At 45.5% G+C, this 16,379-nt stretch carries 16 protein-coding genes and 1 tRNA gene; 7 read left to right on the top strand and 10 right to left on the bottom strand.

Going from position 1 to position 16,379, the window contains the following annotated elements:
* Positions 1-6: 6 nt before the first annotated feature.
* The 7 genes from BLS44_RS00540 to BLS44_RS00510 all read right to left on the bottom strand — a co-directional run bounded on the left by BLS44_RS00540 (position 7) and on the right by BLS44_RS00510 (position 5,518).
* Positions 7-666, bottom strand: coding sequence for an NAD-dependent epimerase/dehydratase family protein (locus BLS44_RS00540; RefSeq protein ID WP_143019616.1), 660 nt, complete (start codon positions 664-666; stop codon positions 7-9).
* A gap of 60 nt (positions 667-726) precedes the next feature.
* Entirely contained in the window at positions 727-1,521 is a 795-nt protein-coding gene (locus tag BLS44_RS00535; protein ID WP_090388091.1) for an SDR family oxidoreductase, read from the bottom strand.
* Between the two features lie 19 nt (positions 1,522-1,540).
* On the bottom strand, positions 1,541-2,161 hold the full coding sequence (locus BLS44_RS00530) for an NAD(P)H-dependent oxidoreductase (RefSeq protein WP_090388090.1): 621 nt from the start codon (positions 2,159-2,161) through the stop codon (positions 1,541-1,543).
* Positions 2,158-2,802 carry a DUF2490 domain-containing protein gene (locus BLS44_RS00525; protein WP_090388089.1) on the bottom strand — a complete coding sequence of 215 codons (645 nt, stop codon included), beginning with the start codon at positions 2,800-2,802 and terminating at the stop codon, positions 2,158-2,160. The genes BLS44_RS00530 and BLS44_RS00525 overlap by 4 nt, the downstream gene beginning before the upstream one ends.
* A 32-nt stretch (positions 2,803-2,834) precedes the next feature.
* Entirely contained in the window at positions 2,835-3,734 is a 900-nt protein-coding gene (locus BLS44_RS00520; protein WP_090388088.1) for an MBL fold metallo-hydrolase, read from the bottom strand.
* 27 nt (positions 3,735-3,761) lie between these two features.
* Positions 3,762-4,397: an NAD(P)H-binding protein gene (locus BLS44_RS00515; RefSeq protein WP_090388087.1), complete on the bottom strand. Its 636-nt coding sequence runs from the start codon at positions 4,395-4,397 to the stop codon at positions 3,762-3,764.
* A 209-nt stretch (positions 4,398-4,606) separates the two neighbouring features.
* Positions 4,607-5,518, bottom strand: a complete 912-nt coding sequence (locus tag BLS44_RS00510) for an alpha/beta hydrolase (RefSeq protein WP_090388086.1) — start codon at positions 5,516-5,518, stop codon at positions 4,607-4,609.
* Between the two features lie 367 nt (positions 5,519-5,885).
* On the opposite strand from BLS44_RS00510, the gene BLS44_RS26170 reads away from it, so the two are divergent.
* Positions 5,886-6,968 (top strand): hypothetical protein, encoded by a 1,083-nt coding sequence (locus BLS44_RS26170; RefSeq protein ID WP_143019615.1) that lies wholly within the window; start codon positions 5,886-5,888, stop codon positions 6,966-6,968.
* Positions 6,969-7,260: 292 nt separating this feature from the next.
* On the opposite strand, the gene BLS44_RS00500 is transcribed toward BLS44_RS26170, so the two are convergent.
* A tRNA-Leu gene (locus BLS44_RS00500) sits at positions 7,261-7,344 on the bottom strand.
* A gap of 270 nt (positions 7,345-7,614) precedes the next feature.
* Between BLS44_RS00500 and BLS44_RS00495 the strand changes: the two genes are divergently transcribed.
* The 5 genes from BLS44_RS00495 to BLS44_RS00475 all read left to right on the top strand — a co-directional run bounded on the left by BLS44_RS00495 (position 7,615) and on the right by BLS44_RS00475 (position 12,884).
* Positions 7,615-8,838 carry an NAD(P)-dependent oxidoreductase gene (locus BLS44_RS00495; protein ID WP_090388084.1) on the top strand — a complete coding sequence of 408 codons (1,224 nt, stop codon included), beginning with the start codon at positions 7,615-7,617 and terminating at the stop codon, positions 8,836-8,838.
* A 72-nt stretch (positions 8,839-8,910) separates the two neighbouring features.
* Positions 8,911-10,149 (top strand): sterol desaturase family protein, encoded by a 1,239-nt coding sequence (locus BLS44_RS00490; protein ID WP_090388083.1) that lies wholly within the window; start codon positions 8,911-8,913, stop codon positions 10,147-10,149.
* A gap of 112 nt (positions 10,150-10,261) precedes the next feature.
* The gene (locus BLS44_RS00485) at positions 10,262-11,113 is read left to right on the top strand and encodes an alpha/beta hydrolase (protein ID WP_090388082.1); all 852 of its coding nucleotides are present in this window, start codon (positions 10,262-10,264) and stop codon (positions 11,111-11,113) included.
* 56 nt (positions 11,114-11,169) lie between these two features.
* Positions 11,170-12,423, top strand: coding sequence for a replication-associated recombination protein A (locus BLS44_RS00480; RefSeq protein ID WP_090388081.1), 1,254 nt, complete (start codon positions 11,170-11,172; stop codon positions 12,421-12,423).
* Positions 12,423-12,884, top strand: coding sequence for a GNAT family N-acetyltransferase (locus BLS44_RS00475; protein WP_090388080.1), 462 nt, complete (start codon positions 12,423-12,425; stop codon positions 12,882-12,884). The genes BLS44_RS00480 and BLS44_RS00475 overlap by 1 nt, the downstream gene beginning before the upstream one ends.
* A gap of 125 nt (positions 12,885-13,009) precedes the next feature.
* On the opposite strand, the gene BLS44_RS00470 is transcribed toward BLS44_RS00475, so the two are convergent.
* Both BLS44_RS00470 and BLS44_RS00465 read right to left on the bottom strand, forming a co-directional pair.
* Positions 13,010-15,268, bottom strand: coding sequence for a M56 family metallopeptidase (locus tag BLS44_RS00470; protein WP_090388079.1), 2,259 nt, complete (start codon positions 15,266-15,268; stop codon positions 13,010-13,012).
* A gap of 116 nt (positions 15,269-15,384) precedes the next feature.
* The gene (locus BLS44_RS00465) at positions 15,385-15,747 is read right to left on the bottom strand and encodes a BlaI/MecI/CopY family transcriptional regulator (RefSeq protein ID WP_090388078.1); all 363 of its coding nucleotides are present in this window, start codon (positions 15,745-15,747) and stop codon (positions 15,385-15,387) included.
* Positions 15,748-15,886: 139 nt separating this feature from the next.
* Here BLS44_RS00465 and BLS44_RS00460 point away from each other — a divergent pair, with 139 nt between their 5' ends.
* Positions 15,887-16,378 carry a TlpA family protein disulfide reductase gene (locus BLS44_RS00460; protein WP_090388077.1) on the top strand — a complete coding sequence of 164 codons (492 nt, stop codon included), beginning with the start codon at positions 15,887-15,889 and terminating at the stop codon, positions 16,376-16,378.
* Position 16,379 lies beyond the last annotated feature (1 nt).

The raw sequence follows: 16,379 nt of genomic DNA, 5'->3' as shown, positions 1-16,379 counted from the left end.
ATTCAATTATTTTCTGCTACCAAGCAAAAGAATATCCCTGGTTTCGAGGATGTTCTTCCCGTAACCCGATTTCGTAACCCAGATCATCGCTTTGCCCACTTCTTCCAAGGTAAGAAAAAAGGATTTGCTGAATAAACGCAGAAAAGGGTATAAAGAATTGATTATTTTATAAAACCCTTTTACATTTTTAGCACCTTTAGTTGGTTTCATAAATGCGGGCCGGAAATTGTAAACAGCTTTGAATGGAAGTTTCATCAGATCATTTTCGGTCATTCCTTTTACTCTTGCCCACATGGTACGTCCTTCCTCCGTGCTGTCTGTTCCTCCTCCTGAAACGTAGCAGAATGTCATTTGGGGATTTATCGACGCCAAAGATGATGCAAAATTCAGCGTGAGGGTGTAGGTGAATTTGGCATATTGCTCTTCACTTAGACCTACGGAAGAAACACCTGCACAAAAACAACAGGCATCATAACCTCTTAATTTTTCAGCTATTTGTGAAATGTCATTAAAGTCGCTATGCAGCAGTTCTTCAACTTTGGGGCCCGAGTATCCACTGGGCTTACGGTTGACAAGCAAGATATTTGTCACCATTGGATTGGCAATACATTCCTGCAAAACCCCTTCACCCACCATTCCGGTGGCTCCTGTAATTATAATTTTCAAATGCTATATTTTAAATTGAGATAAATTTCCTCATGGCTTGCTGAACTGCAACAGGCTATGCTATTTGATTACTTTTGTTGCCAATTGATCCACATACCCCTGGCGTCCCAGTTCTTCGTATTGAGCAAAATGCCGGTTCACATCTTCACCGGCAACATAGCGAAGCTGCTTCTTGCCATCCGTAGCGGCTTCATATACAATATCAGCAATCATTTCAGGGGTGGAAAAATAGCTCCTGAAATCAAATGACGCCATTGATCTGTCAAATGCCTCTTTATATTCTTCCCCGACCGCCCATATTGCATTTTCTCCGAAATGTGATTTGATGATGCCGGGCGCAACTGTTTTTATTCCAATATTGAACAGTCCCAGCTCATAGAACATCCCTTCTGTCCACCCTTCGATGGCAAATTTTGAAGCATTATATATTGTATTGAAGGGAACCGCCATTAGCCCCGCCATTGAGGTCGCGGCAATAAACAGGCCCTGTCTTCTTTCCTTAAAGTGAGGGACAAATGCTTTGGTAACACGTATGGTACCGAGCATATTGGTATCGAACAGCTGCACGATTTCGCTATCTGTCAGGTTTTCAAGTGGGCCACCCAGGCCATATCCGGCGTTATTGAACACTACATCTACCGCTCCCAGCGTCAATGCTTTGGCAGCCGTTTCCCCGATCTGTGCCGGATCGGTTACATCAAGTGAGAGTACGGTAATATTCTCCAGCTTCGCCAGGTCCGATCCTTTGGTCACATCACGCATGGTAGCGATAACTTTCCATCCTTTGGAATGAAATAATAGGGCGGTCGCCTTTCCCAATCCGGTAGATGCTCCTGTAATAAATATTGTCTTCATTTTTCTTATTTCTACTGCTTTAAATAATATTGGCCAGGAAGGCCCTGTAATTTTCAAGATCCTTTTTTGGTGTGCCGTTCTTCACGACATCAAAGCTGTTAAATCCGGGAAGTATGCCTGCGCCACAGAATGCATAGTTGCTGGTAATGTTCAATAGCAGATCGGCAGTTGTCTTTCCTTTCATCAGATTTTGATCACTGTTTCCAAATGCTTCCCCCGGAGCGTTCCAGGTAGCCGATACCATAAATCTTTTGCCATGCAGTTTGCCACCGGAACCATATTGCCTTGTCGGGTCCTGCCGGCTGCGTCCATCGCCTTCCAGAAATTCACGTTTGGCATGACCCGCCTCAAAAAGTTCATCCGCATATTTCTTATAGATCCAGGGAGCGCCGAACCAATTGATCGGTGTCTGGAGTATAATGATGTCCGCTTGCAAATGCTTCCGGACTTCCTCTACCGGATCATAGCCATCCTCCACTTTTGTTTCAAGCACCAGGTACCCATCGGATTTAAAGTAGTCTCTTGCTACTTCCTGCAGAGATGCATTCAGCTTACCTTCAGATCTGTTCGGATACTTTAAATGGGCATTGATCAGCAGTACTGTTTTTTTTCCGTTCCGTTGATTATTTAACTTTATCATTTCTGTGATTTACACAATGGTGTCGTCAAAACAAATAAACCCAGATGACGACTTCCGCCCACCCTATCTGTTTGATACATGTACATGATCTGCGGATTGATCCATCTAAATAATTTTATGTCTGCGCCAACTATTGCCCGGTTTCTTGTTAAACCATTTCCGTTCAGACTTAGATACATTTCGTCATGGACAAACAAGCTTGCCTGCTTTTTGAAAAGGGAGATATAGTGAGCTATTCCCAATCTGTTCCTGTAAAATGACAGGTCCGGGGCATTTTGCCGGAACCTGTGATAGAACATATTACGGTCAGTAATTACCCATTTTTTTCCGAACGGGTAATTTATAGTTACAAAGCTGGTGATCTGATGCTCATTAACGGAATTTCCACTTTCGGGATGGGTATTCACAAATGTATATCCGGGAGTAAGTGACAGGAACCTGTTCATGGTAAAGGTCGATAGTACGATCAGTGCCTTAATATCATCTGTAGGGCTGTATCCGCCATAAACCGTTGTCTTGTTATAGCGATTAATGTCCGCAGAAGCACCTGCAAGAAAGAAACTGGTTTTACCATCAACATCCTGAGCCTTTAGGCCCAAATCTGCAATCAACAGTAAGATTAAAGAAAATAGTATGCGCATAGGTTACTTATTGCTGTATGCACCCATATTTACTAGATCTCCTTTGAAACACCATTGAATACAAATCCTCCCTTTTCATCTTTTGAAACCAGTCCAAAGGAAGGGGATCTGAAATGTGACCCGCCAAACAATATTGGCGTACCCGATAATTCTGAAAGCACTTTTCTTCTGGTTGCTTCCGATTGTTTTTGGTCAGAATCCAGCGCCAATGCCCATTCCGGATGAGCAAACTGACAGGGATGGTGCGCCATATCCCCGCCAATAATAAAGATTTCCTCCCCGGCCTCTATGCGCACACTGATGTGCGAATAGGTATGCCCGGGTGTTGGAAATACCGATATGCCATCACCAAGGTCAGCATCCATATCAATATAATTTACCAGTTCGGCATCAACTACGGGAGTGATGCTTTCCTCGTAAGCAATGGCCATCGCCTTTCCAAAAGCAGTATCCTGGGTGCCGTATTCTTTCCAGTAATCATATTCTTTCCTGGCAAAATGATACCTGGCGTTCGGGAATGTCGGGAACCATCTGCCATCTTTCTTATAAGTATTCCAGCCGATATGGTCAACATGAAGATGGGTACAAAGCACGTCCGTAACGGCATTCCTGTCAAAACCAATACTATCCAGGGTTTCCAAAAATTCAAGCTGAAAAAATTGCCACTGTGGTGCTTCTACCAGGTTTTTGTCATTTCCTATACAGGTATCTACAACCAGGATGCGACTATTGATCTTAACAATGAAGCATTGCGAGCTGGCTGCAAGGCTATAATCGTCATTGCGATAGGGCGCTTTTAACCATCCGATTGATTTTACGTTTTCCGGGGTGGCATCCGGAAGGAGATCCCTGAAGGAGGCGCCGATTTCACATTCTACTACCTGTAGAATTTCAGCTGTTCCAATTTTAGATTTAATGACTTCCAATGGCATAACAAATAGATTAATAGTTAATAAGGTTTAATAAAAAGCCGGCTTATCTCCATAAACTCCGGGCTTATTTACGCCCACGCTTGCTTTTATGTCCTTCTCTGTATGCAGAATGACATCAGCAATATAGGCAGCTACAGCCTTTCTTGCTACTTCGGTTCCCCGGAACGGTTCTCCTTTTTGGGTGGTCTCATAGTCTGTTTCATCCCTATCGGTCAACCACGAGGGACGAACAATGGTATAATCCAACCCCGACTTCTCTACAATGCGCGTTGCTTTGCTGTAGCGTGTCAGATCCGACCCAATCATACGGTTGTTCCATTCGCCAAACTTACCTTCAACCTCATCATAAACGCCGAGGCAGGTCACGAAGATCAGCCGTTTAACCCCATGCTTCTCCATCGTTGCTGAGATCAGCGTTGCCATTTTATCGACATCACCCGCAAGATTGGCATAAACAATATCCTGCCCTTTGATAGCACGGTCCAGATCATTTTGGTTCAATACGTCTCCCTCGAAAATAAGGCTGGATCCGGTATCATTTGTTAGCTGCGATGCATTTCTTGCAAATAGCGTTAGTTCGATATCTTTATTTTTCTCCAGGAAGCCAACAACATGGCGCGCAATGGCGCCACCGGCGCCTAGTATCAAAACTTTTGTTTTCATCTGTATATCTTATTGTAGTGATTAACGATTGTATTGATCCTTTGATACGGGTTCCATCCAATCAGCGACTCCTCTGTCCGTACCTATCAGGATGTTGGTGTGCACCATGCCGGTATTTCTTTTTCTGTGCACATTTTTAATTGAAACTGAACAAACCAATGACTTTACCAATCGATAAAGTCATTGGCGTTATTCATCGTTTTTGATGGTTAAAGATTTTCCTGGTAGAAGGGGATTAATTTACCCAATGCTATCTTCACTGGTTCCGGCTTATCATAAAGATCATAATGTGACCAGCCTTCTACTACCACCAGTTCCTTTTTTATAGATGCAGCGCGACGAACGATCTCAAATCCATCTCTATATGCTCCAAAAGCGCCCGGTTTGCTGCCCACAATTACCAACAATGGTTGCGTTAATAATTTTTCGGCCAGGTTGTAGGCATCCCAGGTCAATGCCGCTGCATTGTGTGAAAACAAGGTTTTGTTTACTCCGTTCGCACTTTCACCGCGCGATGTACGGTAGTATTCGGTTGCTTCCAAAAGGTCAATATCGGCACCTGCTTCTTTTGCCATTTCATAAGTTGGATAGAGCCCCTGGTCAACTCTTAAGGCGGCACCTCTTGCTTCGGCAGTTCTTTGTTCTGCGATGGCTTCAAGGTTTGCGATGGGGTCACCGAACTCACGCATTACGCGACCATAGTTTGCTCCTGTAATTGTGGCTACTGCCTTGATGCGGCGTTCTTTCATGGTAGCATTGATAACATACCCGCCGGCACCACAGATACCTAAAGCACCAATACGATTTTCGTCAACAAAAGGAAGTGTTACCAGATAATCACAGGCATAGCTGTAATCTTCTACACGAAATGAAGGATCTTCCAAAGACCTTGGTTCACCTCCGCTGTTGCCCTGGAAAGAAGCATCCGGAACCAGTACCACAAACCCTGCATCGGCAAATGCCTGCCCATAAACATTGCCTGAAGTCTGCTCTTTGCAACTTCCGATAGGGTGTGTACTGATGATGGCTGGATATTTTTTGTTTTCGTCAAAGTCGGGCGGCAGCAACAGGTCTGCTGCGATATCCCAATAAAGCGCTTTGAATTTTACTGATTTTTTCATTGTTCTAAATTTTTTTCATTTTAATTTGATAAAACAAAGCTACAAAGGCCGAAAGCCGATGCTTGAAAACAAATCACTTTAAAAACGAAACTTTTCACTGATTTCGATACGATTTTGGTGAATCCCTGTCTTTGAACGGAAAAAACGTGTAAAATAGGTAGGATATTCAAAGCCCAGGCTGTAGACTATTTCACCTGGCTGAAATTTGGGCAGGCAAAAACAGCGGCTCACAAAAGAAGAGTACCCACTCCTGAATGTTTCATGACCGTTGAGAATATACGGTGATTTACGTATATGGTATACCGACAGTTCGTTTCTGTTGATTAATACACTACGAACAATTCGTATCTTTATTAAAATATCGTTTGTGAAAAAGTTGTTTTTGGTGTTGGGTTTGCTCTGTTCGTCAATGACGTATTCCCAAATTATTATACACGCTACCGTGAATGGATATGGAAATAAGATGGTTATCGGGTACTGGAAAGACTTCACCTATGTCAGTGATACCCTTCAGCTAAACAGGAATAAAGCTCATTATAAATTCGACTCTTCAGAACCTGTATATTTTAAACTTCAAACAACAGATCCTGACACCTATACCCCGTTTCTGATTGCTTTCCCGGGCGATACCATTTCTATTGAAAAAGATACGAAGCACCTTGTGATAAAAGGCGGAGCCGAAAGTTATAATACCTTTTTGACCCGGCTTGGAGCAGAAATGAGGGCGAAATTTGCCGGAATGCCTCCCGACTACAATGCATCAACACAATATTTGCTGGACCGTTCAGAAGATTTCTTTTCAACGTTTAAACATCCCCAAAAGCAGCTGATTAAGAATATCCATACCCAGTTCATAGTAACAAACTATAAGCTATCCCCAATAATGGTAAAATACAGTAGCGAAGCAACTATAATGAACGGCATCTCTACCATAATAAAAAGTCAGGGTGTGCCCGGGGCAAATGGAGATGCCAATTTGAAGTACCTGGATAGAGTGAATTTCAGTAATCCCAACATTGGCTTCGCAAACTTACCTGATATCATAACGATGAATAATTTAATCAGGATATTGCGCACGCATGCTATAGAAAAGGATACTGCCTTAAAAGATACTGATGAATATGTTATAGAAAACAAAATCATAAAAGAGCTTTTCAAAGAAAGCCGGTATCGTTCAAGACTGCTTGCGTACAATTTGTATTACAGAATCAATCAGTATACGCAATACCCCATGCAACTGGCGGGGGTAGAAGATTTTGTTGCAGGCTTCCGAAAGGAAAATTTCAGCACAGATCTTCTTCCTGCCATTGAAAAATCATATTTAAGTCAGGTGGCTTCAATAGGTGCTCTTTCAAAGGGTGCTGTTGCGCCTGCTTTTAAGTTGCCTGATACGAAAGGGAAATCGGATCTTCAGGTTATGCGCCAGGGCATTAAAATCAATTCCCTGTAGTCTTCTCTTCCGGCCATTAAGTGCTAACGCAAGTTCATCTTTATCATCGGGCATAGCTAATTTTGTGCACAGCAGGTCATATGCAGGTGACAGGATCGTTGCATTGCCAGCTGTGGTAAGAAGCGCAAAATTCTTTGAACTGAAAAGCGCAGCAAAAATAGCGCTGATGATGGATGGAAACTACTTGTTATTTGATCGTCAAAAACAGCGGTAGAAAGCGTAAAAAGTGTTAAAATCTGACAAGCACAAAATAAAATAGCTTTGCAAATCAATGACTTACAAAGCTATTTAGTGCCCAGAACAGGAATCGAACCTGCACTCCGTTGCCGAAACCAGATTTTGAGTCTAGCGCGTCTACCAATTCCGCCATCTGGGCTTATTTTAGTTCCAGGTTTGAAAGTGTAATGTTCAGCATTGAACGCTAACTTTCAATCCGTTCAAACGGGCTGCAATATTACAAAGTTTCGATGGAAAACTGCATTTCCGGAAGATATTTTTTACAATCCCTCCACAGCTATTTGCAACAGCTTTTCTTCGGCAGCAGGATGCTCTTTAAGATGGATACTATTTTATTCAGTACTTTCATTGTCCTATCTGTAAAATTACAATTAAATCCCCTTATTGTTTCATCAAAAAACAGGTGGCCATGAAACAGGTTAAGATCGGGCTCATACGGGAAGGAAAAATTCCCCACGACAGCCGGGTAGCGCTTACCCCGGCACAATGTAAATGGCTGCAGGCCCACCGGCCCGGCCTCTCGCTTGTTGTGCAGCCCTCGCCAGGGCGTTGCTATAAAGATGAAGAATATGAACGGGCCGGGATTCTCCTTACAGAAGATCTGACGGATTGCGACATCCTGCTGGGCATTAAAGAGGTTCCTGTAACCGATCTGATCGGACAGAAAACCTATCTTTTTTTTTCCCATACCAAAAAAAAACAACCGCATAATCAGAAATTGTTGCAAGCGATACTCCAAAAAAAGATCACGCTGATCGACTACGAATGCCTGGAACATGAGGATGGAAAGCGGATCATTGGTTTTGGCTTTTTTGCAGGCATTGTAGGCGCCCATAACGGGCTGATGGCCTATGGCAACCGGACGGGGCTGTTTCACCTGGAGCGGGTATATAAACAAAAAAATTTTAAGGAACTGATCCATACCTATTTTGGACTGCGGCTTCCTAATCTGAAAATTGCCGTTACCGGCAGCGGCAGGGTAGCGCATGGCCTGCTGGAGATCATGAACCTGATGGGTGTGCATGAAGTGGAACCGGATGAATACCTCGAACGGCGGTTCAATTATCCTGTATACACGCAATTGAAAGGCCCGGATCTTTACAGGCACCCGGCAACCGGCACATACAACCGGCTAGATTTTCATGAACATCCGCAACAATATGTAAGCAAATTCCACCCCTATACCCGGCAAACGGATATTTTGCTTAATGGCGTTTATTGGTATGAAGGCGTACCACGCCTGTTTGAAACCGGGGATATCAGGCTGGATGATTTTATTATTGAGACCATTGCCGATGTGTCTGATGATGAAAACGGCTCCGTCCCCATCAACAAACAAACACAAACCATTGATGCCCCCGTTTATGGGATCGACAGGGAAACAGGGGCCGTTACAGCCCCCTATCTGAAAAGCTCCATCGATATTATGGCGGTGGGCAACCTCCCCAATGAACTGCCCAGGGATGCCAGTCGTTATTTTGGCGAACAGCTGATCAAGTTTGTACTGGACGACCTGCTGCATGATGGAAGCACACTCCTGGCAAGAGCTACCATTGCCGGTAACGGAACCCTGGGAGCCTACTATACCTATCTCCAGGACTATGCGGATGGTACAATACAGGAACATCTGTAAGCCGCACCCCGGAAAGGAGCATAAAAAGCGGCTCCTTTTCATTAAATTTGACAGGGCTTCCCCGGCATTAATATGGAAACTTACGGAAAGATATTGTTGATCGCCATTCCCGCATTCCTGCTGCTGGTATTGCTGGAAATGGCCTATGCTTACCACAGGGAACGGAAGGCGATGCGCACCAATGACGTGATCAGCAGCCTGCTCAGCGGGGTCACCAATATTACGAAAGATGTGCTGGGCCTTAGTGTGGTTATCTATTCCTATTCCTGGATGGTGCACCATTGGGCACTGACACATATTCAGCCTGCCGGGATCACCTATGTGGCGGCCTTTTTGGTTCTGGATTTTTCCGGCTACTGCGTTCACCGGATCCAGCATGAATACAACTTCTTCTGGAACGGCCACCTCATTCATCACAGCAGCGAGGAGTTTAACCTCGCCTGCGCGCTCCGGCAGAGCATTTCCGGCTTTGCAAATATCTTCGTTATTTTTCTGCTGCCTGCAGCCCTGCTGGGCGTGCCGGAGCAGGTCATCGCTGTTGTTGCTCCTCTGCACCTCTTTGCACAGTTCTGGTATCATACCACTTTTATAAAAAAAATGGGGATCTTCGAAAAGATCATCGTTACTCCCTCCCTGCACCGCGTGCATCATGCCATTAACCCCGAATACCTTGATAAGAACTATTCCCAGATCTTCATTTTCTGGGACCGGCTATTCGGAACCTACCAGAAGGAACTGGCAGGCACACCCCCTGTGTACGGGATCACAAGACCGGTACAGACCTGGAATCCTGTAAAAATCAATTTCCTGCATATAGGACTCCTGCTGAAAGATGCCTGGCGCACGCGTAGCTGGAGGGACAAATGCCGCATCTGGCTGATGCCCACCGGCTGGCGGCCGGCTGATGTTCGCGAAAGATATCCTGTTTATAAGATAGCAGATGTTTACCAGTTTGAAAAATATGATCCGCCGTTAACCACCAATACCAAAACCTGGCTTTGGGTGCAGCTCGCCGTGCTCCTATTTTTTATTTGCTTCCTGTTCGGGAACATAGCCGCCATCCGTTCCCCCGGCATTTTTTACTATGGGCTTTTCATCTTTCTTTTTGTATACGCGCTGGCCGAACTGATGGACGGGAACCGGCACGCCTGGATATGGGAAATGCTGAAAGCGCTTTGCGGCGCGGGACTGCTTTATGCTTATCAGGACTGGTTTATACTGAAAAGCTATTTCCCTGGCGGATGGCTTTTTGTAGCAGGCTATCTTTTATTTTCCTTTTTAATAACATGTTACCTTTCCAAAAAACATTAAGTTTTTTTGGTAAACTTTTTGTTACCTGACAGGTGTACGATCCGGCCGCGGCCTGTTATAAACGTACATTATTTTAATATTCTTACTCGGCACTTCAATAACCACCTGGTATATGAAAAATACATCTGTCCTTATATGGCTCCTGATCTTGGTCTGCTCCTGCTCAAAAACAACGGATAATCCCACTGCCGCGCGCGAAGCGGCGGTATACAGGGATGTATCTTACGGCGTGGATCCACAGCAGAAAGCCGATATTTATCTGCCGGCCAACCGGACATCCGTTACCACCAGGGTCCTTGTACTGGTCCATGGCGGCGCCTGGGCTGGTGGTGACAAGACAGAATTTGACCCGTTCATCAATAATTACCTGCTTAAGGAGCTTCCGGACTATGCCATCATCAACGTTAACTACCGGTTATATAAAGAAGGCGCCAATCAGTTTCCCACCCAGGAAAAGGATGTAAAAGCCGCCTGTGATTTTTTAAACTCAAAAAGAAAGGAGTATGCGGTCTCTGAAAAAACCGCCCTCCTGGGCACCAGTGCCGGTGGCCATCTTGCCCTGCTCACTGCTTATAAAAACAATCAATCCGGTACTATCCGTGCGGTCATCTCCATTGCCGGCCCAACGGATCTTACCGCTTTGTACGACAGCAATACTGTTGTAGCCAATACCTTATTGGTCCCCGTCATAGGAGGAACACCCGCGCAGGTACCGGATCTTTACATACAAAACAGCCCGATCAGCTTTGCAGGGACGGGCGCAGCCCCCACCCTGTTGTTCCAGGGCGGTAAAGATCCCCTGGTGCCCCAGTCCCAGGCTGAATTGTTGATAAACCGGCTGCAGCAGCTCAATGTCCCGTTCCAGAAAGTGATCTATCCGGATGCCGGCCATGGCTGGGGCGAACCGGAGCTGACAGACACTTTTAATAAATGCCGCGATTTCCTGAAGCAGCACCTGCAATAAGTCGTTCTCCCTGCTAAATAAATTAGTATTATCTTTGAAGGCTAATTCCATTTATTATGACCCCACTGGCAGAGCGGCTAAGACCCCATCGTTTGGAAGACCTCGTCGGACAGGAACATCTTACCGGTAACGGCAGCATCCTTCAGAAGTCGATCGCCACCGGCAATATTCCCAGTATGATCCTATGGGGACCTCCCGGCGTTGGCAAAACGACCATTGCTACCATTATTGCCCATACGGTTAACCGCCCCTTTTTATCATTAAGTGCCATTGCAGCCGGTGTAAAGGATATCCGTGATGCCATTGCCACAGCGCATGCCGCACATGGAGCCATCCTGTTCATAGATGAGATCCACCGTTTTAATAAAAGCCAGCAGGACGCGCTGCTGGGCGCTGTCGAAAAAGGGATTATTACCCTGATCGGTGCCACCACGGAGAATCCTTCTTTTGAGGTCAACAGTGCTTTACTCAGCCGCTGCCAGGTTTATGTGCTGAAAGCACTGGAGGAAAAAGACCTTGTAAAATTATTGCATCTTGCGATGGAGCAGGACGAGCAGATCCGCAATAAAAAAGTGCAGCTGAAAGAAACAGGTGCTTTAATCAATATTTCGGGAGGCGATGCCCGCAAACTTTTAAATCTTTTTGAAATTGTTTGCGAAGCGCTGGAGCCCCCGGCGATTGTTACGGATGAAACAGTGATGCGCATTGCTCAAAAAAAAGTGGCTTTATATGATAAATCCGGCGAGCAGCATTACGATATTATTTCGGCTTTTATAAAGTCCATCCGGGGTAGCGACCCCAATGGCGCCGTATACTGGCTGGCGCGTATGATTGAGGGTGGTGAAGATATAAAATTCATCGCCCGCCGCATGGTCATCTCGGCCAGCGAAGATATCGGCATGGCCAATGCCAATGCTTTATTGCTGGCTAATGCCACATTTGAAGCCGTTAATAAAATAGGGAACCCGGAAGCCCGGATTATTTTATCACAATGCGCCATCTACCTGGCTTCTTCTCCCAAAAGCAACAGCGCATACCTGGCCATTGACAGTGCCCTGGCGGCTGTACGGCAAACAGGCGACCTGCCGGTTCCCCTGCATATCCGCAATGCTCCCACAAAACTGATGAAGAACCTCAATTATGGTAAAGGCTATCAATATTCCCATAGCTATGAAAACAATTTCAGCGAACAGGAATACCTGCCGGAAAGCATTACGGGCACAGCCTTTTATGACCCCGGAAACAACGCCCGGGAACAGGAGCTGCGTCATCATTTAAAAAAATTGTGGAAAGACAAATACAGCTATTAATGCAGCAACAACCGGATATCGGATGGGTATGCAGGTCTTTTGACCAGTTAACGCTTACTGAATTATACGCGATCCTACAGCTGCGCGCAGCGGTATTTGTGGTGGAGCAAGCCTGCATGTACCAGGATGTGGACGGAAAGGATCCCAATGCTTTTCATTTAACCGGCAATTATAACGGAGCCGTTGTAGCTTATACCCGCTTGCTGCCCCCCGGGATCTCCTACAGCGAGCCCTCTATCGGGCGGGTGGTGGTGGCTTCATCGCACCGGGCTTTGGGGATCGGGAAGATGCTGATGCAGCGCAGTATAGAAGAATGCCACCGGCTGTTTGGTGAAAAACCCATTCGTATCAGCGCCCAGTTATACCTGAAAACGTTTTACCGGTCCTTTGGATTTGAGCCTGCAGGTGACATATACGATGAGGATGGCATCCCACATATCGAAATGGTAAAAGGCAGTTAACAGCTCTTCTGCATAGCTGTTGATACTGCACACCGCTATTTATATGGGCAAAGGCCCAAAAACTATTGGCCAACGGGTATGTTTACTATCACAGAACCCGCACGCAAACCTGGCATCAGACCTGCTTAAAAGATCTTATCCGTATCAAGTTTATCATAAATCCTGATCGTATCCCGGACAACAGTTGCCGTCTTTTTTGAGGAAATGGCAGCACCATCTTCCCGCGCCCGGAAAACGATCCGGAACTCGTCTGCTTTTTTCGCAGCCGGGGTAGCCTCAACAGTATAGTTAACAGCAGATCTGAAGGTAACAGCCTTACCGGTAGTCTGCGCCGGTTCTGCCAAACGCACGGTGGTAGCTGCAGCCCCTGCTTTTTCATTTTCCTTATATCCGACCACGGTTACCGCCTGCATTGAGGTTGTTCCCGCAGGCGCAGGCTTCTTGCCCTTTATGCCATAGCCCACTACAACCACCTCGTTCAGTGACTTTACCGGCCTGGAAGCAGGCCTGTCATCATTATTTTTTTTCGTGCGTACCTCAATCACCCCGTTCTTTGCTTTTTCTCCATATTCAGCTTCCTTAACTTTATCTCCTTTAAACACATTAATGGACTGAATATGATCCCCCGGAAGCGCCTCCAGGGATTTTGCCTCCTGCACGTTCCCGTCTACCACATACACTCCTTCAAATTTTCCGGCAGGAGAAACCGCAGCGGCTTCCGAACGTATCACACCGGTTCCGCCGGGCCTATGCTCGCCGCTTGCACTACTCTTTGCTGCGATACGCACGCCGCTGACCCTGCCTTGCAGCGGAAGCCCCCTTAAATGCGATGAGTCGCTGGTATAACGCAGTTCCAACCGGTACCGGGAAGTATCGCTGGTAACGAATGTTCCTTTTTTTGTGGTGATGATTATTACCCCGTTCTTTGCATCTGTTCCATACAAAGACGTTGCAGAAGCGTCTTTTAAAACCGAAATGCTTTCAATTGCTTCGGGCTTCACCCTGCTTATATCAAAATCCTTTGACTGTGTTACCCCATCTAGGACGATCAACGGGTCTATATCCTGCTTTGCCATGATATTTTGCAAACTGCTCTTTGCGCGCGGAATCTGAGAAGCCGGAAGAGTATCCTCCATCGGTTTGTTCTTGGTGGGGAATTTTCCTGTACCGGATAGCAGCAATAAATTTTCTTTAACTCCCAGTGTCTCGTAGGCATAGCGCTTAGGCATAGCGCCTACTCCCTTCAATGTAAACCGGTTGACCTTTTTGTTTGCCTCATCCATCCCTATAATCTTACCATCAAACCATACCTTAAAATCCCCGGGACCTGCAATATCGCTCTTATCAAAATACGCCATAGAACCGTTGCTTATGGCAACTGGTATGCCCTCTACCATCCAGATGGGTTTGGGCGAGTCCCCCGCCAGCTCAAGGGCCTTCGATGCAAGATCATCATCGGCCGGTCGATTTTTTGGCTGATCGTTCGCAGACAGGGTCATTTCCTTTTCCGTACCGATCACTTCCTTCCGGAATGCCAGTAATAGTACCGCTACAACCGGCAGCAGGAATAAAAATTTAGTCAGATGGATCCTTGCCGATTTAATGGTATTCATCATAGCGATCCTGTTTTTTAACGAAGAGAAATTAAAATGATTGGCAAACGCAAATTGTTTGTTGCCCATAACTTTTAGTAATAAATACTGGTACTCCTTTTTATCCATACCGTTCTGAAGCACCTGCTTGTCCGCAAGGAATTCAAGGTTCTGCTTCAGGCTTTTGCGCAGCAGCCATACAAAGGGATTAAACCACAGCAGGATGCATAACAACTCGCTCCAGACAATATCAATGGTATGTTTTTGCCGTACATGCACAAACTCATGACGAATGATCTCTTCCAGTTCTTCCCCGCTGTGCAGTTCGGTGTTGATAAAGATGGCATTCCCAAAGGAAAAAGGACGCATATCTTCATCCAGCTGGTAAATACGGGTGTGGGCATCAGAGATTAGCTGCGCCCTCTTTTTAACCCGTAAAAAGGAAAGGAACATCACAAAAAAGCGCAGCAACAGCACCAATGATCCCAGCGCTGCGGCAATCATGACCCAATCCCAGGCGGATAAGGATTCCAGCAGCGAAGGATCCCCTGCAGCGGATGTAAACCCAAAGGCAGGGATCATTTGTACCCATGCATTGCGGTCCAGTTCCTTCCGCTGTAGTTCCGGCATAATATCAATGAGCGGAATCAGGAAACTCAGCACTCCGTACCCCAACAGGTACCAGCGGTTCCAGTTATAAAAGGTAAGCCGTCTTAAAAACAGCTGGTAAAACAGGTATACAACGGCCAAACAAATACTTAGCTTGAGGATATAATCAATAATGACAGGCATAGTATAGGAGTTGAGATTCGAAAATTGAGATTTGAGATTCCAGATTCCAATAGCTTTTAGCCATCAGCTCACAGCCGAACGTCCAGGGCTCAAAGCTGCTGGCTGACAACTGATAGCTATTTCTTCTTACCGCTTTCAATCATCTTTACAATATCTTTCAGTTCCTGGGCCGACAATTTTTTCTGATCTACAAAAAAACTTACCAGCTCTTTATACGAATTGCTGAAATAGTCTTTTACGACGGAGCCCATGAATTTTTTCTTATACTCCTCCTCCGAAAGGGCCGGCTTGTATACATATACGTTCCCAAATAGCCGCCCGGAAACATACCCCTTTTTTTCCAGGTTCTTAATAGTGGAGGCTACCGTTGTATAAGGAGGCTGCTCCGGCAACTGCTCCATAAACGCTTTTACATTTCCCTCTCCCACCTGCCAAACGGCAATCATTAATTGCTCTTCCTGCGCGGTTAACTTCTTCATCTTTGATACGATTTTGAAGTAAATTTACGAAACATTCGTAATAAACAAAATTTTTTTAGCCTTTTTAAGGCAACCCTCTCAACCGAATCTGCATCCTATTGTTATCTTTGGTAGCATTTATTTTCATAAAATCAACAAGATGAAGTATTTATTATTATTACTGATCACCATTATGAGTTTTGGCACCGCCCGCAGCCAGTCCCTTCCCCCTTATAAACAATACAAGACCATTCCATCCGTACGGTTGCTTTCTGCGGATAGTACCGGCTGGGAGTTAAAAGCCAAACTGCAAAAGAACAAACCCGTAATGATGATTATATTCAGCCCGGAGTGCGACCATTGCAAACACGAAACTGAAGAACTGATCAAGAATATCGATAAGTTCAAAGACATACAGATCGTTATGGCTACCCCCCTTCCTTTAAAAGAAATGGCAAAATTTGCAGCACACTATAAATTGCATCAATATCCGAACATCCTGGTGGGTAAAGATTATGCTTTTGCCCTGCCCACCTATTACGACATCCGGAACCTCCCTTTTCATGCCTTCTATGGCAGCAACAAACAGCTGATCAGTGGCTTTGAGGGATCGATGTCCGTATCAAGTATTTTAAAAGTTTTCGGCAAATAGT

The organism is Niabella drilacis (assembly GCF_900101395.1).
Taxonomy (GTDB): Bacteria; Bacteroidota; Bacteroidia; order Chitinophagales; family Chitinophagaceae; genus Niabella; species Niabella drilacis.
This window is presented reverse-complemented; position numbering and strand designations above follow the sequence as displayed.